Origin of the sequence: Ruegeria sp. HKCCE4148, from assembly GCF_017872495.1 — a bacterium.
Classification (GTDB): domain Bacteria; phylum Pseudomonadota; class Alphaproteobacteria; order Rhodobacterales; family Rhodobacteraceae; genus Ruegeria.
Genome location: NZ_JAEDOS010000004.1, coordinates 221,549 through 242,415, shown reverse-complemented (window position 1 = coordinate 242,415; position 20,867 = coordinate 221,549). Strand labels below are relative to the sequence as shown.

The window sequence follows — 20,867 nt, the reverse complement described above, 5'->3', positions numbered from 1 at the left end:
CGGCGAACTGCCACCCGGCAGCCGCTTTTGCAAGCGATATGAAACGGTTCTGGTTCATTCCGCCGCGATCTTTTCGGCCTGACGCGCCTGGGCCTGTGCCGAAAGCTCGGCCATAAGTTGAGACGCACGGGCAATCGGGTTGGTCAGGTAGAAATCCTTGACCGCGTTGCGGAACGTGGCCTGACCCAGCGGCGCTGTGTCGAGCGGCTGGACTTCGTTTTCGATGACCTCATCGATCTGCGCCAGATGTGGCACGGCCTCGATCAGCAGGGTCCGCAATTGCGCCAGCGTGTCGAAGGGTAGTGTTGCACCCAGCTCGGCCGAAAGCGCACGCAGAATCGCCCAGTTTTCTTTGGCGCCGCCCGGTGCAAAACCAGCGCGCATGGCCAGTTGCGGGCGACCTTCGGTGTTCACGAACAGACCGTTTTCCTCGGTATAAGCCGCGCCCGGCAGGATCACGTCGGCGCGGTGCGCACCCCGGTCCCCATGGCTGCCTTGATATATGACAAACGCACCTTCACCGATCTCGACCTCATCCGCGCCGAGGTTATAGATTACGTCCGCTGCGCTGATTGGATCCATGCCACCTTCGTTGGTTGCATCTACATCCATCGCGCCCACGCGTGAGGCCGCCGTATGCAGTACGATCAACCCGCTTTCTGTATTGGTTGCAATGATTTGCGCCGCCGCCAGAACGGCCTCGCCATCTGCCTCTTGCAACGCGCCTTGCCCTACGATGACCAGCGAAGGCTTACCTTTGATGGCCTCATTGCCCCCCATGTCGACGACCTTCTGCAAGGCCGCACGATCATCGCCCATGTGATGATAGTCATAGGTCAGATCGACCGCCGGACCGACCAGAGCCACCTCGGCCCCGTGCGTCCAGGCTTTGCGGATTCGCGCGTTCAGAACAGGGGCTTCATCACGCGGGTTGGTACCGATCAACAGAATACGTTCCGCCGTATCGATATCTTCGATTGCAGCAGTTCCGGCATAGGCACCCCGATTGCCCGCAGGCAACTTGGCCCCATCGGTGCGGCATTCGACAACACCGCCCTGCCCTTCGATCATCTGCTTCAGGGCAAAGGTTGCTTCGACCGAGGTCAGATCACCTACGATCCCCGCAAGCTTTTCAGCCCCTTTCAGTGCCTCAGCAGCTTTGGTCAGCGCCTCGGGCCATGTAGCCGGGCGCAACTTGCCGTTCTCTCGGATATACGGCCGATCCAATCGCTGGCGGCGCAAGCCATCCCAGACGAAGCGGGTCTTGTCGCTGATCCACTCTTCATTCACGCCATCATGGTTGCGTGGCAAAAAGCGCATCACTTCGCGCCCTTTAGTATCTACGCGGATGTTCGATCCAAGGGCATCCATAACGTCGATGCTTTCTGTCTTGGTCAACTCCCATGGGCGGGCAGTAAAGGCGTAAGGTTTCGACGTCAGCGCCCCGACCGGGCACAGATCGATGATATTGCCCTGCAGGTTCGAATCCAGAGTCTGATTCAAGTACGAGGTGATCTCGGCATCCTCACCCCGCCCGGTCTGACCCATCTGAGCGATCCCAGCGACCTCGGTCGTGAAACGCACGCAGCGGGTGCAGCTGATGCAACGGGTCATCGCCGTGCCAACCAGCGGACCAAGATCCAGATCATCGACCGCGCGCTTCGCCTCTTTGAAGCGTGAACCCGAGACACCATAAGCCATCGCCTGATCCTGCAGGTCGCACTCACCGCCCTGGTCGCAAATCGGGCAATCCAGCGGGTGGTTGATCAGCAGGAACTCCATCACCCCTTCGCGGGCCTTTTTGACCATAGGCGAGTTGGTCTTGACCACAGGCGGCTGCCCTTCTGGCCCGGGACGCAGGTCCCGAACCTGCATCGCGCACGAGGCCGCAGGCTTCGGTGGGCCGCCAACAACCTCGACCAGACACATCCGGCAGTTCCCGGCGATCGACAAACGTTCGTGGTAACAGAAGCGCGGCACTTCTACCCCGGCTTGCTCACAAGCCTGGATCAGGGTCATCGCGCCTTCGACTTCGATTTCCTGCCCGTCGATATTGATCTTGCGGAGGTCAGACATGGTCTAGTTCGCCCTCAAATAAACGCCAATTGCGCTGTTTCTTTGGATTTCCTTCTGCCCCAGGGTGCAGAATGTGGTGGGGTTTTCATACGTCACGCCGTTTGAGGCCAGATACGCCTCGCCCTTGGCGCGCATCCGGTCTTTTTCCGCATCCGATTCCACGTAAGACCGGATTTCCGTATCCGAATACCCCAATTCGTTTGCCTTGGACCGCAGCCCCCACATCACGCTGATCGCCTTCAGTCGCCGCCCGCTGATCGAAGGGCAGAATTCCGAAATCTCGTTTGCGATGGCGATGTAGTAGAGTTCGTTGTCGATCTCTTTGACTTCCCTCAAGGGCGGCTTTGCATCTGCTGCGGCAGGGAAAGCCATCAAAGCGGCCAGAGCGACTGTTTTTGCAAATGACATGGGTTTTCCTTTCGTCTTGGACTGTCCAAGACGAAGGAATGTGCGTCTGCTAGGCAATAACGCCATGCGCGACACGTCACGATATGCAAAAACACCGGTCATCATGGCCGTTGGCAAGTTCCTGCAAATGTGAGTTGGTCGTCGGCAATGGTAAGCTGCTGCGGTTCTGTGTCTGGCCCCACTTTCCAATTGATCCGCGACGACCCGAAATTCTGGACGCAGAACTTTGTGCCCTCGTGCCGTCCAGCTTCGCGCGCACCGTCCAATGACGCCGATACACCTTTGACGACAACAGTAAACTCAGCAGGTGAGTTCTTTTTGTCGACCGCTTTGGCTTTGGTCCGAAACGCCTTGCCATCGAACAGAATACGGTCCTCTGACGGTCTGATCAGACCACAGGCAGACACACTTGCCAAAGCCAGCACAACAACAAGAGTTTTAGGGGCCTTCATACATTCCCTCATTGTTTTTTGTTCCGCCATGTCGCCATCAAAACGCCGCCACCAATGCCATAAGCCCGATCACAAACATGCAGGCCCAGCCCAGCACATACAGCACGGAGCGCAGACCGCTGTTCGGCTTGCCGATCCCTCTGAGATGCACCACCAGCATAAGTAGCCGTGCAACCAATGCGACCGACGCCAGAAGGTTGACCCAGAATGGGCTGACCCCCAGCAAAATTGCCGCCACAACAACGGTTAGAAACGCCGGGAGCGTTTCGGTCCCGTTCAGATAGGCCCGGTTCAGACGATAGGCTTGATCGCCATAATCCTGCTCGGGCGTGGCACCGGGTGCCAAGCCCTTGCCCTGCTTGGCCAACGCGGAAAACGGGGCCAGAAACAAAACGACCAATGTGAAGAACACAACGGATGCTATGGCGTGTGAATATTCAGCAAAGGCTTCCATTCGGTTTACTCCGCTGCCATCGCACCCATGCGGCCCGATTTCTGGGCCTTGATGCGGTCCTCGATCTCTTCCCGGAAGTTGCGGATCAGGCCCTGGATCGGCCAGGCGGCCGCGTCACCCAAGGCACAGATGGTATGGCCTTCGACCTGTTTGGTCACATCAAACAGCATGTCGATCTCTTCCAATTCGGCCTCGCCGCGCACCAGACGATCCATAACGCGCATCATCCAGCCGGTGCCTTCCCGGCATGGCGTACACTGGCCGCAGCTTTCGTGCTTGTAGAATTTCGACAGCCGCCAGATCGCCTTGATGATGTCCGTCGACTTGTCCATCACGATCACCGCAGCCGTACCAAGGCCCGAGCCCAGATCATTGCGCAAGTAGTCAAAATCCATGATCGCGTCGCGCATGTTTTCACCGCGCACGCACGGAACAGACGAGCCACCCGGGATAACCGCCAACAGGTTGTCCCACCCACCGCGAATGCCGCCGCAATGGGTTTCGATCAGGTCCTCGAAGGAAATCGACATCGCCTCTTCCACGACGCAAGGGTTGTTCACATGGCCCGAGATCGCAAACAGCTTTGTGCCCGCGTTGTTCTGACGGCCAAAGCCTGCGAACCAGTCCGCACCCCGGCGCAGGATGGTCGGCACGACGGCGATTGATTCCACGTTGTTCACCGTGGTCGGGCAGCCATAGAGGCCAGCCCCTGCCGGGAACGGAGGTTTCATCCGCGGCATGCCCTTTTTGCCCTCAAGGCTTTCGATCAGCGCGGTTTCCTCACCGCAGATATAGGCGCCCGCACCGTGATGCAGGAACAGATCGAAATCCCAGCCTGAACCCGCCGCGTTTTTACCCAGCAGACCGGCGTCATAAGCCTCATCAATCGCGGCCTGTAGCGCCTCGCGCTCGCGGATGTATTCGCCGCGCAGGTAGATGTAGCAGGTATGCGCGTTCATAGCGAAAGACGCGATCAGACAGCCTTCGATCAGCGTATGCGGGTCATGGCGCATGATTTCGCGGTCTTTGCAGGTGCCGGGCTCGGATTCATCCGCGTTCACCACCAGATAAGCCGGACGACCGTCGCTTTCCTTGGGCATGAACGACCATTTCAGGCCCGTCGGAAAGCCCGCACCGCCGCGACCGCGCAAACCCGAGTCTTTCATCGTCTGGATGATCCAGTCGCGGCCCTTTTCGATCAGGCCAGCAGTGCCGTCCCAATGCCCGCGGGCCTGCGCGCCCTTCAGCGTGCGCTCATGCATCCCGTAGATGTTGGTAAAGATCCGGTCCTGATCCTTCAGCATCGCGTGTTACCTTCAGCTGTCCTGACGCATGCGCCAGAGTTGAAAAATGTTGATGCCCGCATAGATGAAACCCGCCAAAGCAGCGAGATCAAACAGCAGAGCGTGCCGGGTGGTCAAACCCAGCGCGGGGCCGATGAACAGGTTCATGGCAAGCCAGATCAGCATGGTCACGGCGATGACCACCCCGATGTGTCGACCCTTGCGGGCTATGGCCTGTTCCTTATCTTTGTCCATCTTTCCCTGATGCCCCGGGTGGGCATCCGCTTAGTCTTCGTAGGTGCCGTCTTCCTTGGCACGTTTGGCGAATTCGGTTTCCTCACCCGCCCCAAGCTTAGCCGCCTGTTCGATCCAACCGTCGCGTTCGATCCGGCCCTTGAACTTCAGGCGTGCATCAACCCAGGCCACATGTTCGGGTGTCCAGGATGCGATCTGGTCGTAGTGATAGAAACCCAGCTCATTCAGCGTTTCTTCCAGCTTGGGACCAACGCCTTTCAGCAGCTTGAGGTCGTCCGGCAATCCGCCTCGGGCCTCGTTCAGCGTTCTGGGCGCGTCTTCTTTGACAGCTTCCGGCTCGGCCTTGGCTTTTGCTTCTTCCGCTTGCTTCACCGCCGGTTTCGCGGGTTCTGGTGCTTTGGGAGGCTTCGCCGCAGCCGAGGCCCCAGCCTGCTTGCCATCCTTGCCCAACCACGGCGTCAGGATCGGCACTTCGGTTCCGTCGATGCGCTTGACCGTGTCGCCCAGATCCGTCGCCAGCTCAACGCTTGCGTTGTGTTCCGGCTTTCCAGCTTCATATTCCGACAAGCTGCTCAGCCCCTTCAACGGCTCAGCCGCATAGCGCCCATTCTGCGGTCCAGGCGTCGGCACCTTGCCAGCGACCAGATCGTCGATGATCCTGCCAAAACTCTCAGCCGTCAGGTCTTCGTAGTAATCCTTACCAATCTGCGCCATCGGAGCGTTGGTGCAGGAGCCGAGGCATTCGACCTCTTCCCAACTCAACTTGCCATCGGCAGACAGCTCATGCGGCTTGGCTGCGATCTTTTCCTTGCACACCGCAATCAGATCCTCGGCCCCGCATATCATGCAGGAGGTCGTGCCGCAGACCTGAATATGTGCAACAGACCCAACCGGTTGCAGTTGGAACATGAAATAGAACGAAGCGACCTCGAGCACGCGGATATAGGCCATGCCCAGCATGTCGGCAACAGATTCAATCGCCGGACGGCTTAGCCAGCCCTCCTGCTCTTGCGCGCGCCAAAGCAGCGGGATGACCGCGCTGGCCTGACGGCCTTCGGGGTATTTGGTGATCTGAGCTTCGGCCCATTGCTGGTTGGCAGCGGTAAAAGCGAAGCTTTCGGGTTGATCTGAATGGAGGCGACGGAGCATCTCGGCTATCTCATGTTCTCTCTGTAACTTCGCTATGCACTAATTCGGTACCGAAGAGCTTGAATTGGGTGACCAAAAACCCTCAGCATTTTTGCTAGCTAGATTCATTCTCTCAAAGTCGCTTATCGCCAGCAAAAAGTCCGCTTTGGACAACCCCGCCTCCACGCCGACTTCGTCGAACAATCGGGCACTGTCATATCTGCCTGGAAAGTCAACTATTTTCGCAAACGCTGCGCGCAAAGCCTGGTTTCCCTTGACTTGATCTGCGGTCAACTGCGCGGCTGGATTGTATGGTAGCAATTTGAGTCCATAGATATCCTTTAGGAATTGGACCAGAATACCATCTCGGACCAGTTCCAAGACCAGCAAACGCACAGTCTGTTCTTTCAAGTCATCTTTCTCAATATCGAATTCAACATCAAATGCTGATGCTTTAAGCTTTTCGGTGAGTTGACCTATCGAAAGTAAATTATCCGATTGAGTCATAATCTCTTGGAGTTTTGCCTTGCGCCAACTGCTTACCGTCTGCTGACGCCGTTCCGCATCTAATTTCTGGGATTGTTCAACCCTTTGCAGGTAGAACTTATAGAACCCAAAAAGTGCCGCTACGATACCGAGAACAGTTGAGATTAACCTGATTTCTTCGGCATTATTTGTAAGCCAATCCATTAGCGATCAATCTCCCCAAACACTACATCCATGGTGCCGATGATGGCGGCGACGTCAGCTAATTGGTGACCTCCGGCAACGTGGTCCATGGCTTGCAGGTGCAGGAAGCCCGGCGCGCGCAGCTTGGCCCTGTAAGGCTTATTGGTGCCGTCGGCGACCAGATAGACGCCGAATTCGCCCTTGGGGGCCTCGACCGCGGCATAGACCTCGCCTGCGGGGACATGGAAGCCTTCGGTATACAGTTTGAAGTGATGGATCAGGCTCTCCATCGAGGTCTTCATGTCTGACCGTTTCGGCGGGGTGATCTTGCCACGGGCCAGAACGTCACCCGGGCATTCACGGATCTTGGCTATGGCCTGTCGAATGATCAGCAGCGACTGGCGCATCTCTTCCATGCGGCAGAGATAACGGTCATAGCAGTCGCCATTTTTACCGACTGGGATCTGGAATTCGAATTCGTCATAGCATTCGTAGGGCTGCGCACGGCGCAAGTCCCAAGCCAGACCGGACCCACGGACCATCACGCCCGAGAAGCCGTATTTCTGGATGTCATCCTCGGTCACAACGCCAATATCAGCGTTGCGCTGTTTGAAGATGCGGTTTTCGGTCAGCAATCCGTCAATGTCGTCCAGAACGGCGGGGAACTCGTGGCTCCACGCCTCGATATCGTCCAGCAGTTCCGGCGGCAGGTCCTGATGGACACCGCCAGGGCGGAAATAGGCGGCGTGCAGGCGGGCTCCACAGGCGCGCTCATAGAACACCATCAGCTTTTCGCGCTCTTCAAAGCCCCAGAGCGGCGGGGTCAGAGCACCTACATCCATTGCCTGCGTGGTCACATTCAGCAGGTGATTCAGGATGCGCCCGATTTCGGAATACAAAACCCGGATCAGCGAACCCCGACGCGGTACTTCGACACCGGTCAGCTTTTCGATGGCCAAACACCAGGCATGTTCCTGGTTCATCGGCGCCACATAATCCAGACGGTCGAAATACGGCAGGTTCTGCAGATATGTCCGACTTTCCATCAGCTTTTCGGTGCCACGGTGCAGCAGGCCGATATGCGGATCGCATCGCTCGACGATCTCGCCGTCGAGCTCGAGAACCAGACGCAGAACCCCGTGCGCCGCAGGGTGTTGCGGGCCGAAGTTGATGTTGAAGTTGCGGATCTTCTGTTCTCCGCTCAGCGCGTCCGTGCTGCCATCATCGTATCTTGAGCCGTCCATCAACGCCCTCGTTTCTTCTTTTTCGCCTCAGCCCGCACCCGGACCTTTTCGGCTTCGGCCGCTTTGGCAGCGGCCCCTGCAAGCAAGACGCCCAAAGCGCCCAAAACGATCAGTTCACCTATCATGTCAACGCCGCTCCATCTCTTGCAATTTCATGGCCATCATCCAAAGGAGGACAATCACGACCGGAGAGATGATGCACGCAAACGCCCAGTTCTTGTTGATCCCGAAATGCGGCAGCAGCTTGATCATCGGTACAACCGTTGCAACCACCAAAACAATCCAGATCAGGAACTCGAACATGATTAGGTCTCCTGTTTCTCATCCCCTGGCAGAATGTAGTTGGCACCTTCCCATGGGGACATGAAATCGAATTGTCGGTATTCCTGCACCAGACTGACGGGTTCGTAGACCACGCGTTTTTGCGCCTCGTCATAGCGAACCTCGGTATATCCGGTGGTCGGAAAGTCCTTTCGCAGCGGATAGCCGCGGAAACCATAGTCTGTCAGGATACGCCGCAGATCCGGGTGACCCGAGAACAGGATGCCAAACATGTCGAACACCTCACGCTCGAACCAATTGGCCGAGGGGTGAACATCGACGATCGAGGGCACCATGTCCTCCTCGCGGATCGAAACCCGCAGGCGGATGCGTTGATTCTGGTACATCGACAGGAAGTGATAGACCACATCGAACCGCTTGGCGCGTTCGGGATAATCGACACCGGTGATGTCCACCAGGGTTGAAAACTGGCAAGACCGGTCGCTTTTCAGAAATTCGATAAATTCAACCAGGTTTGACGGCGCCACATCGACATTCAGCTCTCCATGGGTGACATCCCAGGACAAGACGCAATCGGCCCGCTTCAGCTCCAGCTGTGCGCCGAGTTCTTTGAGTGCTTCGCTCATCAACTCTCTCCTCAGCGGACGATGGTGCCGGTACGGCGGATTTTGCGTTGCAGTTGCATCAGACCATACAGCAACGCCTCAGCGGTCGGAGGGCAACCCGGCACGTAAATGTCCACAGGCACAACCCGGTCACAGCCACGTACGACCGAGTAAGAGTAGTGATAATAGCCACCGCCATTGGCGCAGGATCCCATCGAGATCACATAACGCGGCTCGGGCATCTGGTCGTAAACTTTACGAAGCGCCGGGGCCATCTTGTTGGTCAGCGTGCCTGCCACGATCATCACGTCTGACTGGCGTGGGGACGCACGCGGCGCGATACCAAACCGTTCCGCATCATAACGGGGCATCGAGGTATGCATCATTTCAACCGCGCAGCAGGCCAGACCAAAGGTCATCCAATGCAGCGACCCGGTGCGCGCCCAGTTGATGATGTCCTCGGTCGAGGTCAGCAAGAAGCCCTTATCCTGCAGCTCAGCGTTCAGGGCCTGGGTGGCGACTTCTTTGTCGACGCCAGCAATGTTTGCACCCGTCATCACTCCCATTCCAAGGCCCCCTTCTTCCACTCATAGGCAAAGCCGATGGTCAGAACACCAAGGAACACCATCATCGACCAAAATCCGACATCGCTGATGTCCTTGAAGCCGACGGCCCAAGGGAACAGGAAGGCGATTTCAAGATCGAAGATGATGAAAAGAATCGACACCAGATAGAACCGGACATCGAATTTCATCCGCGCATCGTCGAAGGCATTGAAACCACATTCATATGCGCTGACCTTTTCGGGGTCTGGATTGCGGACGGCCAGAACCACAGCAGCCAGAATCAGGACGATCCCAAGGCCAACGGCAACGGCCAGAAACACCAGAATCGGGAGGTACTCCCGCAGCAGGTCTTCCACGAATAGCTCCTTTCCTGCGCATATCCCAAAAGGGTGCGCCGTCAATTGGCGTGTTGACTGGACATTCTCTATCCCTGCGGGGTCAGGTGGTCAACCGAACACAGTGCCCCACGACATCAAACATGCGCTTGACAGCGCGGCATAGAATCGCAGCGGGGTTTCTTGCCAAGGCCAAGCGGTTCTTTGTTAAACCTACTTATTCCATGCAGGTTTTCGTTTTTCGAAGAACGCCGCAATTCCTTCACGCGCCTCTTCCGTTTCCCAGCGTTCAACCAGTTCCCCAATGGTCTGGTCTATCACAGCGTCATCAATGTGCGGGCCCAGAGTTCTGATCAGCTCTTTGGCCGAGGCAACCGCGCCGGGCGCGCATGACAGATAGGGTCGAATTTCATCCTCTATTGCATCCGCAAGCTGGTCTACGGACACCGTCTTTGCCAGCAAGCCCAGCTCAACAGCCTCTGCAGCATCGAACAATCGGGCCGACATAAACACTCTGCGCGCACGCGCTTCGCCCATACGGGCGATGACGTAAGGCCCGATGGTGGCAGGGATCAGGCCCAGCCGGGTTTCAGTCAGACCCATCTTGAGGCTGTCCACCCCTATTGCGATGTCGCAGACAGCAGCCATCCCAACACCGCCGCCAAAGGCGTTACCCTGCAGTGCGCCGATCAAAGGCTTGGGTAGTGTGTTCAAAGCTTGCAGCATCTCAGCCAGCTTGCGGGCCTCGGTGAAACGGGTCGCTTTATCCGCCGCCATCTGATCCTGCATCCAACCCAGATCGCCACCTGCGCAAAAGCTCTTTCCGGCTGCGGCCAGAACAACGACCCGGACAGTATCGTCCTGCCCCAATTGCTCTGCGGCTTGGGTCAGCTCGGTGATCATCTGACCCGACAAAGCGTTGTGCTTTTCTGCCCGACTCAGGGTCAGAGTGGCTATCCCTCGTGAATCGGTCGAGATCGCGAGTGTTTCAAACATTTCAGCCCCTTAGTGCCTTTGCCATCCGCGCGGCTTCTTCAATCACATCGAGGTCCAGCCCCGTTTCATATCCTAGTCGTTGCAAATGCTCGGCGACGGCTTCGGTGGCTACATTGCCTTCGGCCCCCGGCGCATAGGGGCAACCGCCCAACCCACCGACGGCTGCGTCGAACACACGCACGCCCAGCGCCAGCGCCGCATCGATATTGTCAATTGCGCGTCCATTGGTGTCGTGGAAATGCCCCGCCAGCCGCGTCACGGGAACCCTTTCGCGCACCGCCAAAAGCATATGTGCGACCTTGTCTGGCGTTCCCTGCCCGATCGTATCACCTAACGAGACCTCGTAGCAGCCCAGCGCAAACAACCGGTCTGCAACCTCGGCCACTTTCTCGGGCGGGGTTGGGCCGTCATACGGGCAATCGGTCACACATGAGACATAACCGCGTACCGGCAGGTCGATATGGCGCGCTGCTTCCAGAATCGGAACGAACCGCTCAATCGATTCCGCGATTGACGCGTTGACATTGGCCTTGGAAAACCCCTCGGACGCCGAGGCAAACACGGCAATCTCGTCTGCCTTGGCCGCCAGCGCATCCTCATACCCACGCATATTGGGCGTTAGCGCCGCGTAGCGGACACCATCCGCGCGGTTGATCCCGGCCAGAACTTGTGCTGTCCCGGCCATCTGCGGCACCCATTTTGGTGACACAAAACTTGCGACTTCAATCCGACGGAACCCGGCACGGCTGAGGCAGTCGATCAGTGCCACTTTGTCGGCAACAGGTATCTCACGCTTTTCGTTCTGCAGCCCATCGCGCGGCCCAACTTCATAAATCTCGACCTGATCACCCATGTCTGTGCCCCTTCTGGCTGCTTTTTGTTTTCAAAACGGATGATCTGACCGTGCCACGTGTAGCGACGCGGGTACAGATCACTCTTCCTCCAACCGCACCAAGGCTGCTCCGGCTTCGACCTGAGCACCATCTTCGACCAGCACCTCGGCCACAACGCCATCACGCGCCGCCAGCAGGGAATGCTCCATCTTCATCGCCTCAAGAATGGCCAAGCGATCACCCTCTTGCACGGCCTGACCCGCTGTCGCAAAGACCGCTTTGACCAGACCTGGCATCGGCGCCTCGATCACATTGGTATCGCCCGTAGCACTGGCATCCCGATCAAGTGGGTCGATCAGATCAAAGCTGCGGCCATAATCCGTAAACACGGTCAGGGTCGACCCACTTACAGAAACGTCTGGCATCGGCGCACCGTTCAGTGTCCAGCGATCCGAGGTCCGCTCGGCCAAGACGCGATCCTCTCCCATTTGCCAAATCTGACGATCCGGTCCGTCGACTTGCACATCCAGATCCAGGGTTTCGCCCTCAGCGGAGAGTTGCACGGCGCGATGCAACGGAGCCCAAAGAGAGAACCCGGTTTCAGGCGCGACATTCACCAGCTCCAAAGCTGTCATCGCAGCAGCAACAACTGCCTCGACCGAAGGTTCTGGCTCCTGAACCAATGTCTCAAGGTCCTGCCCGATCAAACCCGTATCCACATCGCCCGAGGCAAACCCCGTATGACGGGTCAACGCCCCCAGGAAAGCCAGGTTTGTTACGGTGCCCGCCACTTTGGTTGTTTGTAAAACCCGGTGCAACGTCTCAAGTGCGACAGAGCGGGTCGGCCCGTGCACAACCACTTTGGCAATCATCGGGTCATACCATGGGCTGATCGTATCCCCTGCCCGCACGCCACTGTCGGCGCGGCAATTGGCAGGGAAATCCAGATGCGTCAGCGTACCCGTCGCAGGCAGGAACCCTTTCGGAACATCTTCCGCATAAAGCCGTGCCTCAAACGCATGGCCCTGGATCGACAGGTCTTCCTGCTGCTTCGGCAAGCTTTCACCCGCCGCGACGCGCAATTGCCATTCGACAAGATCAACACCCGTAATCGCTTCGGTCACAGGGTGTTCCACCTGCAAGCGTGTGTTCATCTCCATGAACCAGAACCTGTCTGGGCGCAGCCCGTCCGAGGCGTCCACAATGAACTCAACCGTGCCCGCGCCTTTGTAGCCAATCGCCTCGGCGGCACGAACGCCCGCCTGCCCCATAGCCGCGCGCATCTCAGGCGTCATGCCGGGGGCCGGAGCCTCTTCGATCACCTTCTGATGTCGCCGCTGCAACGAGCAATCGCGTTCGAACAAATGCACCGCATGGGTGCCATCGCCAAAAACCTGCACCTCAATATGGCGCGGCTTGGCGACGAACTTCTCGACCAGCACCGCATCATTGCCGAAAGCGGTCTTGGCCTCACCGCGGGCACTGTCCAGCGCTGCGGCAAAATCCTCGGGCCGTTCGACAAGCCGCATGCCCTTGCCGCCACCGCCTGCCACGGCCTTGATAAGAACCGGATAGCCTATGGTATCCGCTGCGCCCGCCAGATGCTCGGCATCCTGATTGTCACCGTGATAGCCTGGGACCACCGGAACACCGGCCTGCTCCATCAGAACCTTAGCGGCATCTTTCAGGCCCATCTTGCGGATCGCATCCGCTGACGGGCCAATGAAAACCAACCCCGCAGCCTCAACCGCATCCACGAAATCAGGGTTTTCGGACAGAAACCCATAGCCGGGATGGATCGCCTGCGCGCCCGCATCCAACGCGGCCTGAATGATTACATCGCCCTTCAGATAACTCTCGGCAGGGGCCGCACCACCGATATGAACAGCTTGATCCGCCATCTGCACATGCTTGGCCGAGGCGTCCGCGTCCGAATACACCGCAACGCAGGACACGCCCATCTTCTGAGCAGTTTCCATAACGCGGCAGGCGATCTCACCCCGGTTGGCAATCAGGATTTTGTTGAACATAGTTTACTCCTCAGCCGCTAGATCTTCGATGAGGCGGAACCGTTCACAGAGCAATTCCATCTTGGGATCAAACCCGCCATTGCGCTCAAAATACTGGCGGTGGTGCTCACGCCACCCTTCAAGGGTTTCATTTTCGCCTTCGGCCAACGCAAAATCTTCGGTCACGTCGCAATACCGACAGATCGCCACGTCGACCGTTTCGATCACCAATGCCGGGCGATCATCCCATTCCAGTGCGATATCACGCCGCCCCACGACAGGCTTCGCCGGGCTGTCTTCGGGATAGTCACGCAAAGCTCCGCAAGTCGCCGTTTTCCGACCCGTTCGCACCAGAGACAACAGCTCAGCGCTCAATTCAGCATTGTCGCCAAACTTGAAGGTTTGCGAACCTGGATAGCGCGCCACGACATCATTCACACAAACGCTCATCTTACATCCTGAACACGCCGAAACGTGTCTCCTCAATGGGTGCATTCAGCGCCGCGCTCAGCGACAGGGCCAGAACGTCGCGCGACTTGCGCGGATCGATGATGCCGTCATCCCATAGCCTCGCCGAGGCATAGAGCGGGTGGGACTGCTCTTCGAACATCTCCAGCGTTGGGCGTTTGAACTCGGCCTCTTCCTCAGCCGACCAAGTGCCGCCCTGCCGTTCGATGCCGTCGCGTTTCACGGTGGCCAGAACGCCCGCCGCCTGCTCACCGCCCATCACGGAAATGCGCGAGTTTGGCCAGGTCCACAAGAACCTTGGCTGATAGGCCCGACCGGCCATGCCATAGTTCCCGGCCCCGAACGAGCCGCCCACCAGCATCGTAACCTTCGGCACCGAGGTCGTCGCCACCGCCGTCACCATCTTGGCCCCGTGCCGGGCGATACCTTCGTTTTCATATTTCCGTCCCACCATGAAGCCGGTGATGTTCTGCAGGAACACAAGCGGCGTCTTGCGCTGCGAACACAGTTCCACAAAATGCGCACCCTTCTGTGCAGCTTCGGAAAACAAAACGCCGTTGTTGGCAATGATCCCGACCGGACAGCCTTTGACATGAGCAAATCCAGTCACCAGTGTCTCACCGAACCGGGGCTTGAACTCATCAAACCGCGAGCCATCAACCAAACGTGCAATCACCTCGCGGATATCATAGGGCGTGCGCAGATCAGCAGGGACGACGCCAAGAATTTCCTCAGGGTCGTACGCAGGTTCCTCCGACGTTTCAAACTGTAGGCCACGCTTAAGTTCGGCACCGCCCAACGACCCAACCGCGCGCCGGGCCAAGGCAAGCGCGTGGGCGTCATCCTCGGCCAGATAATCCGCCACGCCGGACAAGCGGGTGTGGACGTCTCCCCCACCCAATTCCTCGGCACTGACGACCTCGCCCGTCGCGGCCTTAACCAGAGGTGGCCCGGCCAAAAAAATGGTGCCCTGCTCTTTCACGATGATCGTCACATCAGACATCGCGGGCACATAAGCCCCGCCCGCCGTACACGACCCCATCACCACCGCGATCTGAGCGATCCCCTTCGCGCTCATCCGCGCCTGATTATAGAAAATGCGGCCAAAATGGTCGCGGTCGGGAAAAACCTCATCCTGATTGGGCAGGTTCGCACCGCCGCTATCGACCAGATAGATGCAGGGCAGATGGTTTTCCTCGGCAATCTCCTGAGCGCGCAGATGTTTCTTGACTGACAGCGGGTAATATGTGCCGCCCTTTACGGTAGCGTCGTTGCAGACCACCATAACCTCCCGGCCCTGCACACGACCGATCCCGGCAATCACCCCGGCACAAGGTGCGGCATCGCCATACATCCCATGCGCCGCCGTCGCGCCGATTTCCAGAAACGGAGAGCCCGCGTCCAACAGGTTCGCGACCCTGCGCCGCGGCAGCATTTTGCCCCGTGATTCATGCCGCGCGCGGGATTTCTCGCCCCCGCCCATCCGGGCCGTTTCGGCAGCAGCTGAGATTTGGGCCAGCGCGTCGAGATGAGCGGCGCGGTTTGCTTTGAAGCCCTCGGAGGCGGGCATGGCTTTTGATGTGAGTTTCATTTTTAGATATCCACCTTCAATGCCCGATTACTTATGGGCAAGACCACCACTGCGAAGTAAATTATGTAGAAGGTTACGCTCTTTGCAGAAGACGAGAGGGGCCAATTGAACAGCCCTTCAGGGTTGTTCAAATTGATTCTAATCTCATCCAGTGCCAAGAAAGGCAAAGGCAGCGTCATCAGAAAAAACAATAGTAAGAAATGAAAAACCCCATTCTTGGACTTAACGCGCAGCCAAGCTTCGCAGTTGCCACACCTTACAGCTGGCTCGTACTCCTCACTGCCAACCCTAGTGTTCAAAACACTTAAGGGCTGCGGCACCCCATATTTGGGGTACTTTAACCCTGACAGACGCCGCAAAATCTTATTCATTGTCGGTCTCCCCCGCCGCCCGAGCCTTCAACTCTTTCCGGATCACCTTCCCCGTCACCGTCATCGGCAATTCCTCCAGAAACGCCACTTCGCGCGGATAAGAGTAATGCGCCAAACGGTCTTTGACCCAATCCTGCAACTCACGCTCTGCAGCCTGAGCCCCCGGTTTCAGCACCACATACGCCTTGACGATCTCGGTCCGCAGCGGGTCGGGCTTGCCGACCACACCTACTGTCGCCACCGCGGGATGGGTCAGCAGGCAATCCTCGATCTCGGCAGGGCCGATGCGGTATCCGGCTGAGGTAATCACGTCGTCGTCGCGACCAACAAAGCGCAGGAACTCACCCTCCCAAACGCCTCGATCTCCGGTGATCAACCAATCGCCCCGGAATTTCTCAGCCGTCGCCTCGGGCCGTTTCCAATATTCCAGCAGCATCGAGGCGGACCCGCGCCGGATCGCCACGTCGCCTTCCTCGGTCGTCGGATTGCCGTCTTCGTCGATCACCGCCACGTCATGCCCCGGCACGGGTTTGCCGATACAACCGGGCTGCACTGGGAAATCCTCGGCGCAAGAGGACACCACCATATTGCATTCGGTCTGGCCGTAGAACTCGTTGATCGTCAGACCAAACGCTTTTTGCCCCCAGGCCAGCATCTCGACCCCCAAGGGCTCGCCCCCGGACGCGACCGAGCGCAGGCCGGGAATACTCTGATCTGCCGCTTTCAGCATTCGCAAGGCCGTGGGTGGGAAGAACACGTTACGCACTCCGCCGCGCGCGACAATATCGGCGCAGGCTTCGGGCGTGAATTTCTCAAGCCGCGCCGCGACCACGGGAATACCAAGCGCCAGGCCCGGCATTAGCACATCGAACAAACCGCCGATCCATGCCCAATCCGCCGGTGTCCACAGGCAATCGCCCTCACGCAAATGGTTATGACTGATCGAGACACCCGGCAAATGCCCGGTCAGCACACGATGCCCATGCAGCGCGCCCTTTGGGCTTCCTGTGGTACCTGAGGTATAGATCAGCACCGCTGGGTCCTCGGGACCGGTGTCGGCGAATGGAACGGGTGCGCCAGCCTCACCAATTTCTGATGCAATCAGAGCTTCGGCCAAATCGCCCAGCAGTGCAGCCCCTTCGGCATCGGTCAGCACAATTTTGGCGCCCGCATCTCCGACCCGCGACCTCAGGGCATCCTGCTTGAACAATTTAAACAGCGGGACAGAGATCGCTCCGATCTTCCAGATGGCCAGATGGGCTGCGGCGCACCAGGCGGACTGGCTCAGCAGCACGCCGACGCGGTCTCCGGGCTGCACACGGCGCAGCAGGGCGCGGGACAGATCATCCGACATATTAGCCAGCTGTCCGCAGGTGACTTGGCGTGCATCCGTACCGGTCAAATCAATCAACGCCACCTGATCATCAGCATGGCGCAGGCATTGCCACGCCATGTTCAATTGCGCAGGCACGTCCCAGCCACCCCCTGGGCGCAAACCCGGTATGCGCTCAGCGTTTAGCACCGTGAAACTCCCTTGTTTCTCTTGCACTTAACCAGATTTCATCCGGTCCCGCAGTCACCGGAATTTGATGCAGATCAGGGCGACCCGGACGCCAGTCTGCGACTCCAGTCCCATCAACAGAACCAAAGGCAAGAATATGACCAAGAAACTCGCCGCATTGACCCTGTCCACCGCCCTTGTGGCGATGGCCGCCCCTGCATTCGCCCAATCGCAAGGAGATTGGACCGTCGGCATCGGTGTGGGTTATTTGGACCCGAAATCCGACAACGGCACGATCGCTGGCGCACCTGCGACGATTGACGCAGATACACGCCCGATCTTCACCGCTGAATATTTCATCCGTGACAACCTGGGCATCGAACTGCTGGCCGCAACTCCGTTCAAACACACCATCGCCCTTGGCGGTGTTGATGCGGCCACAGTCAAGCACCTGCCGCCCACACTGTCGTTGAACTACCACTTCCCGACCAACAGCGCTTGGAAACCCTATGTGGGTGCCGGTCTGAACTATACCATCTTCTTCGATGAACAGACCGCTTTGGGCAATCTCAAGGTCGATGACTCCTTCGGTGTCTCGCTGCAGGCCGGTTTGGACTACATGGTCAGCGATAACGGCGCAGTCCGTTTGAACGTACGCTGGTTCGACATCGACTCGGACGTATCGCTGAACGGTACCAATATCGGCACCGCAGAAATCGATCCGTTCCTGGTCGGCATTTCCTACGTCCATAAATTCTAATCCCATCTCAAAAGCGCCCCGCAGTGACCTCGTCTGCGGGGCGTCTTTTCTCAGAGCATTTCGCTCATCATTTCACGGCCGATCAGCATCCGGCGAATCTCGCTAGTGCCAGCGCCGATCTCCATCAGCTTGGCATCCCGGAAAATCCGGCTGACCGGCGAATCCGACAAGAACCCGGCCCCGCCCAGCGCCTGAACCGCCTGATGCGCCTGCACCATCGCCTGTTCCGAGGCATACAGACAGCACGCCGCCGCGTCCTGACGCGTCACGTCGCCCCGATCACAGGCCTTGGCGACCTCATAAACATAAGCCCGAGCCGAGTTCATCGCCGTGTACATGTCGGCGATCTTGCCCTGCATCAACTGGAAGCTTCCGATGGGTTTGCCGAACTGTTTGCGCTCGGCCAGATAGGGCATCACTTCGTCCAGACAGGCGGCCATGATGCCGGTGCCGATCCCGGCTAGAACCACACGTTCATAGTCCAGCCCCGACATGAGCACGGCCACGCCTTTACCCTCTTCGCCCAACACGTTCTCGAACGGCACTTCAACGTCTTCAAAGATTAGTTCAGCCGTGTTCGACCCGCGCATCCCTAGCTTGTCGAAATGAGGTGAGGTCGAGAACCCTTTCATTTCCTTCTCGATCAGAAAGGCCGTGATCCCCTTTGACCCGGCATCCGGATCTGTCTTCGCATAGACCACCAGTGTATCCGCGTCCGGTCCGTTGGTGATCCAGTATTTATTGCCATTCAAACGGTAATGATCGTTCCGCTTCTCCGCCCGCAACTTCATCGACACAACGTCCGATCCAGCTGACGGTTCCGACATGGCCAGCGCGCCGACATGCTCACCCGAGATCAGGCGCGGCAGGTATTTCTGCTTCTGCTCCTCACTGCCGTTCAGCTTGATCTGGTTCACGCAGAGGTTCGAATGCGCCCCGTATGACAGGGAAACCGATGCCGAGGCACGCGCGACTTCTTCGACCGCGATCGTATGCGCCAGATAGGACATACCTGCACCGCCATATTCTTCGGGCACGGTGACGCCCAAAAGGCCAAGTTCGCCCATCTCTTTCCACAACTCATTCGGAAAAGCGTTGTTCAGGTCAATCTCAGCCGCCATGGGCTTGACCCGTTCCTGCGCCCAGCGATGCACCATTTCGCGCAGGGCATTCACATCCTCACCCAGATCGAACTTCATCGTGGCCATGAACATCTGCGTCCTCCCTCCGCGTTAATGAACAAGTGTTCAATAAATCCTTATCAGCGAATTCGTGCCCGGTCAATCTTTGTGAGCACCCCAAAGCAAAACGCCGCCCAACAAGGGCGGCGTTGCAAAAGATTGAGCGTGCGCCGCAGGCGCACTCCGCATGGTTACGACAGATAGACCGCGCCCACCTCGGTCCGGATTATCCGCGCAATCATCTGGCAATCTTCCAGTGAAAACGTCAGGGGTACACGCATGTCCATGACGCCAGCCAGAACACGATCGCTTTCTGGCATACGCTCACTGTCGAAATAACGCCAACTGTCATAGCGTGATGTGAACCCGGTTGGCTCGGCCCCTCCGAACCATTTCAACTCGACCCCTCGCGCCGCACAACGGCTGATCACGTCGGCAACCCCCTCGGACGACCAGTCCAGCAGCAGAAACTGGATCGAAGATCCGACATAGGTTTCCTCCTCGGGCCGCTCAACTATGGTCAGGCCCGGCGTTCCGCGCAAACCGGTTTCGATCTCGCGATAGCGCTCATTCCAACGCTCCACCTGACGGTCCAGATCGCGCAATTGCGGGCGAAGAATTGCAGCACGCAAATTGTCCATCCGGCCAGAGACATTCGGCGTCGTGTATTTGATCCGCTCGAACACCTCGGGCCCCGGTGCGGCCAGATGGCGCTCATACAGCATGTAGGATCCCGACAGCATTGTGGCTTTGGCCGCCAACTCCTCGTCATCGGTGACAAGCAAACCGCCCTCGCCCGAATTCACGTGCTTGTAAGTCTGGCACGAATAACAGCCGATCACGCCCTGCCGCCCTGACAACTGGCCCCGCCAGGCTGCACCCATAGTATGCGCGCAGTCTTCGATCACGATCACCCCGGCGGCATCGCACATCTGCATCAGTCGGTCCATGTCGCACAGGTGGCCCCGCATATGGCTGAGCATGAGCACGCGCGCCTGATCCAGTTTGCGCTCAAGATCATCCAAATCGATGGTAAGATTTTCGGTCACGCCCACAAAGATGGCCCGCCCCCCAACCGAAGCAATCGACCCCGGCACCGGGGCCAACGTGAAGGCGTTGGTCAGGACAGGATCACCGGGCTGAACTCCAACCGCGCGAAGGGCGGTGGCCAGAGCATATCCGCCAGATGACACAGCCAGACAGTATTTCGCCCCCATCTGCGCCGCAAATTCCTGCTCCAGCAGAGCCGTTTCCCCCAATTCGCCCGCCGCCACGTTATAGCGATGCAGACGCCCGTGGCGCAGAACGGCCAGAGCCGCCTCTATCGCGTCCTCGGGAAGGGGTTCCTGCTGCGTGAAATTGCCAGTAAATGTTTCGGTCATGGTCTTTTTCTGGGGCTC

At 58.2% G+C, this 20,867-nt stretch carries 24 protein-coding genes; 1 reads left to right on the top strand and 23 read right to left on the bottom strand.

The window, feature by feature from the left end:
• Positions 1–54: 54 nt before the first annotated feature.
• The 21 genes from nuoG to I9187_RS14435 all read right to left on the bottom strand — a co-directional run bounded on the left by nuoG (position 55) and on the right by I9187_RS14435 (position 17,547).
• Positions 55–2,076, bottom strand: a complete 2,022-nt coding sequence (nuoG, locus tag I9187_RS14530; RefSeq protein ID WP_171175161.1) for an NADH-quinone oxidoreductase subunit NuoG — start codon at positions 2,074–2,076, stop codon at positions 55–57.
• 3 nt (positions 2,077–2,079) lie between these two features.
• On the bottom strand, positions 2,080–2,484 hold the full coding sequence (locus tag I9187_RS14525; RefSeq protein ID WP_245223228.1) for a DUF5333 domain-containing protein: 405 nt from the start codon (positions 2,482–2,484) through the stop codon (positions 2,080–2,082).
• Between the two features lie 101 nt (positions 2,485–2,585).
• Positions 2,586–2,936, bottom strand: a complete 351-nt coding sequence (locus I9187_RS14520) for a hypothetical protein (RefSeq protein ID WP_171175163.1) — start codon at positions 2,934–2,936, stop codon at positions 2,586–2,588.
• 37 nt (positions 2,937–2,973) lie between these two features.
• On the bottom strand, positions 2,974–3,390 hold the full coding sequence (locus I9187_RS14515; RefSeq protein ID WP_171092171.1) for an MAPEG family protein: 417 nt from the start codon (positions 3,388–3,390) through the stop codon (positions 2,974–2,976).
• A 5-nt stretch (positions 3,391–3,395) separates the two neighbouring features.
• The gene (gene nuoF, locus I9187_RS14510) at positions 3,396–4,694 is read right to left on the bottom strand and encodes an NADH-quinone oxidoreductase subunit NuoF (RefSeq protein ID WP_170400329.1); all 1,299 of its coding nucleotides are present in this window, start codon (positions 4,692–4,694) and stop codon (positions 3,396–3,398) included.
• A gap of 12 nt (positions 4,695–4,706) precedes the next feature.
• A complete protein-coding gene (locus tag I9187_RS14505) occupies positions 4,707–4,928 on the bottom strand; it encodes a DUF5337 domain-containing protein (protein ID WP_171092174.1) in 222 nt (73 codons plus the stop codon).
• Positions 4,929–4,958: 30 nt separating this feature from the next.
• Positions 4,959–6,077 (bottom strand): NADH-quinone oxidoreductase subunit NuoE, encoded by a 1,119-nt coding sequence (nuoE, locus tag I9187_RS14500; RefSeq protein ID WP_171175165.1) that lies wholly within the window; start codon positions 6,075–6,077, stop codon positions 4,959–4,961.
• 39 nt (positions 6,078–6,116) lie between these two features.
• On the bottom strand, positions 6,117–6,746 hold the full coding sequence (locus tag I9187_RS14495; RefSeq protein ID WP_171175167.1) for a hypothetical protein: 630 nt from the start codon (positions 6,744–6,746) through the stop codon (positions 6,117–6,119).
• Complete coding sequence (locus I9187_RS14490; protein WP_170621366.1) at positions 6,746–7,969, bottom strand: NADH-quinone oxidoreductase subunit D; 1,224 nt, start codon at positions 7,967–7,969, stop codon at positions 6,746–6,748. Before I9187_RS14490 ends, I9187_RS14495 begins: the two co-directional genes overlap by 1 nt.
• A complete protein-coding gene (locus I9187_RS22130) occupies positions 7,969–8,094 on the bottom strand; it encodes a hypothetical protein (RefSeq protein ID WP_256368700.1) in 126 nt (41 codons plus the stop codon). The genes I9187_RS14490 and I9187_RS22130 overlap by 1 nt, the downstream gene beginning before the upstream one ends.
• Position 8,095: 1 nt before the next feature.
• The gene (locus tag I9187_RS14485; RefSeq protein ID WP_170422563.1) at positions 8,096–8,272 is read right to left on the bottom strand and encodes a hypothetical protein; all 177 of its coding nucleotides are present in this window, start codon (positions 8,270–8,272) and stop codon (positions 8,096–8,098) included.
• A 2-nt stretch (positions 8,273–8,274) separates the two neighbouring features.
• The gene (locus I9187_RS14480; RefSeq protein ID WP_171175171.1) at positions 8,275–8,877 is read right to left on the bottom strand and encodes an NADH-quinone oxidoreductase subunit C; all 603 of its coding nucleotides are present in this window, start codon (positions 8,875–8,877) and stop codon (positions 8,275–8,277) included.
• Positions 8,878–8,888: 11 nt separating this feature from the next.
• Positions 8,889–9,422, bottom strand: coding sequence for an NADH-quinone oxidoreductase subunit B (locus I9187_RS14475; RefSeq protein ID WP_171175173.1), 534 nt, complete (start codon positions 9,420–9,422; stop codon positions 8,889–8,891).
• The gene (locus tag I9187_RS14470) at positions 9,413–9,778 is read right to left on the bottom strand and encodes an NADH-quinone oxidoreductase subunit A (protein ID WP_050602775.1); all 366 of its coding nucleotides are present in this window, start codon (positions 9,776–9,778) and stop codon (positions 9,413–9,415) included. The genes I9187_RS14475 and I9187_RS14470 overlap by 10 nt, the downstream gene beginning before the upstream one ends.
• Positions 9,779–9,970: 192 nt before the next feature.
• On the bottom strand, positions 9,971–10,753 hold the full coding sequence (locus I9187_RS14465; RefSeq protein WP_171175175.1) for a crotonase/enoyl-CoA hydratase family protein: 783 nt from the start codon (positions 10,751–10,753) through the stop codon (positions 9,971–9,973).
• Position 10,754: 1 nt separating this feature from the next.
• A complete protein-coding gene (locus tag I9187_RS14460; protein ID WP_171727819.1) occupies positions 10,755–11,606 on the bottom strand; it encodes a hydroxymethylglutaryl-CoA lyase in 852 nt (283 codons plus the stop codon).
• A 78-nt stretch (positions 11,607–11,684) separates the two neighbouring features.
• A complete protein-coding gene (locus tag I9187_RS14455; RefSeq protein ID WP_171727820.1) occupies positions 11,685–13,616 on the bottom strand; it encodes an acetyl/propionyl/methylcrotonyl-CoA carboxylase subunit alpha in 1,932 nt (643 codons plus the stop codon).
• Positions 13,617–13,619: 3 nt separating this feature from the next.
• Positions 13,620–14,045 carry an ASCH domain-containing protein gene (locus I9187_RS14450; protein WP_171175182.1) on the bottom strand — a complete coding sequence of 142 codons (426 nt, stop codon included), beginning with the start codon at positions 14,043–14,045 and terminating at the stop codon, positions 13,620–13,622.
• Position 14,046: 1 nt separating this feature from the next.
• Positions 14,047–15,654, bottom strand: a complete 1,608-nt coding sequence (locus I9187_RS14445) for a carboxyl transferase domain-containing protein (RefSeq protein ID WP_209509432.1) — start codon at positions 15,652–15,654, stop codon at positions 14,047–14,049.
• A gap of 2 nt (positions 15,655–15,656) precedes the next feature.
• Positions 15,657–16,025, bottom strand: a complete 369-nt coding sequence (locus I9187_RS14440) for a hypothetical protein (protein WP_171175186.1) — start codon at positions 16,023–16,025, stop codon at positions 15,657–15,659.
• Positions 16,018–17,547: an AMP-binding protein gene (locus I9187_RS14435; protein ID WP_171620663.1), complete on the bottom strand. Its 1,530-nt coding sequence runs from the start codon at positions 17,545–17,547 to the stop codon at positions 16,018–16,020. The genes I9187_RS14440 and I9187_RS14435 overlap by 8 nt, the downstream gene beginning before the upstream one ends.
• Before the next feature lie 136 nt (positions 17,548–17,683).
• Between I9187_RS14435 and I9187_RS14430 the strand changes: the two genes are divergently transcribed.
• Entirely contained in the window at positions 17,684–18,286 is a 603-nt protein-coding gene (locus I9187_RS14430) for an OmpW family outer membrane protein (protein WP_171175189.1), read from the top strand.
• Between the two features lie 50 nt (positions 18,287–18,336).
• On the opposite strand, the gene I9187_RS14425 is transcribed toward I9187_RS14430, so the two are convergent.
• Positions 18,337–19,500, bottom strand: a complete 1,164-nt coding sequence (locus I9187_RS14425) for an isovaleryl-CoA dehydrogenase (protein ID WP_171175191.1) — start codon at positions 19,498–19,500, stop codon at positions 18,337–18,339.
• A 158-nt stretch (positions 19,501–19,658) separates the two neighbouring features.
• Positions 19,659–20,849, bottom strand: a complete 1,191-nt coding sequence (locus tag I9187_RS14420; protein WP_171175193.1) for an aminotransferase class I/II-fold pyridoxal phosphate-dependent enzyme — start codon at positions 20,847–20,849, stop codon at positions 19,659–19,661.
• Positions 20,850–20,867: the final 18 nt, after the last annotated feature.

Coding starts and splice junctions, on each gene's coding strand:
- I9187_RS14525 (WP_245223228.1), bottom strand. CDS start 2,484: ATGTCATTTGCAAAAACAGTCGCTCTGGCCGCTTTGATGGCTTTCCCT.
- I9187_RS14455 (WP_171727820.1), bottom strand. CDS start 13,616: ATGTTCAACAAAATCCTGATTGCCAACCGGGGTGAGATCGCCTGCCGC.
- I9187_RS14430 (WP_171175189.1), top strand. CDS start 17,684: ATGACCAAGAAACTCGCCGCATTGACCCTGTCCACCGCCCTTGTGGCG.
- I9187_RS14495 (WP_171175167.1), bottom strand. CDS start 6,746: ATGGATTGGCTTACAAATAATGCCGAAGAAATCAGGTTAATCTCAACT.
- nuoE (WP_171175165.1), bottom strand. CDS start 6,077: ATGCTCCGTCGCCTCCATTCAGATCAACCCGAAAGCTTCGCTTTTACC.
- I9187_RS14505 (WP_171092174.1), bottom strand. CDS start 4,928: ATGGACAAAGATAAGGAACAGGCCATAGCCCGCAAGGGTCGACACATC.
- I9187_RS14465 (WP_171175175.1), bottom strand. CDS start 10,753: ATGTTTGAAACACTCGCGATCTCGACCGATTCACGAGGGATAGCCACT.
- I9187_RS14420 (WP_171175193.1), bottom strand. CDS start 20,849: ATGACCGAAACATTTACTGGCAATTTCACGCAGCAGGAACCCCTTCCC.
- I9187_RS14460 (WP_171727819.1), bottom strand. CDS start 11,606: ATGGGTGATCAGGTCGAGATTTATGAAGTTGGGCCGCGCGATGGGCTG.
- I9187_RS14445 (WP_209509432.1), bottom strand. CDS start 15,654: ATGAAACTCACATCAAAAGCCATGCCCGCCTCCGAGGGCTTCAAAGCA.
- I9187_RS22130 (WP_256368700.1), bottom strand. CDS start 8,094: ATGATAGGTGAACTGATCGTTTTGGGCGCTTTGGGCGTCTTGCTTGCA.
- nuoF (WP_170400329.1), bottom strand. CDS start 4,694: ATGCTGAAGGATCAGGACCGGATCTTTACCAACATCTACGGGATGCAT.
- I9187_RS14440 (WP_171175186.1), bottom strand. CDS start 16,025: ATGAATAAGATTTTGCGGCGTCTGTCAGGGTTAAAGTACCCCAAATAT.
- I9187_RS14425 (WP_171175191.1), bottom strand. CDS start 19,500: ATGTTCATGGCCACGATGAAGTTCGATCTGGGTGAGGATGTGAATGCC.
- I9187_RS14475 (WP_171175173.1), bottom strand. CDS start 9,422: ATGGGAGTGATGACGGGTGCAAACATTGCTGGCGTCGACAAAGAAGTC.
- I9187_RS14520 (WP_171175163.1), bottom strand. CDS start 2,936: ATGAAGGCCCCTAAAACTCTTGTTGTTGTGCTGGCTTTGGCAAGTGTG.
- I9187_RS14485 (WP_170422563.1), bottom strand. CDS start 8,272: ATGTTCGAGTTCCTGATCTGGATTGTTTTGGTGGTTGCAACGGTTGTA.
- I9187_RS14480 (WP_171175171.1), bottom strand. CDS start 8,877: ATGAGCGAAGCACTCAAAGAACTCGGCGCACAGCTGGAGCTGAAGCGG.
- I9187_RS14490 (WP_170621366.1), bottom strand. CDS start 7,969: ATGGACGGCTCAAGATACGATGATGGCAGCACGGACGCGCTGAGCGGA.
- I9187_RS14515 (WP_171092171.1), bottom strand. CDS start 3,390: ATGGAAGCCTTTGCTGAATATTCACACGCCATAGCATCCGTTGTGTTC.
- nuoG (WP_171175161.1), bottom strand. CDS start 2,076: ATGTCTGACCTCCGCAAGATCAATATCGACGGGCAGGAAATCGAAGTC.
- I9187_RS14450 (WP_171175182.1), bottom strand. CDS start 14,045: ATGAGCGTTTGTGTGAATGATGTCGTGGCGCGCTATCCAGGTTCGCAA.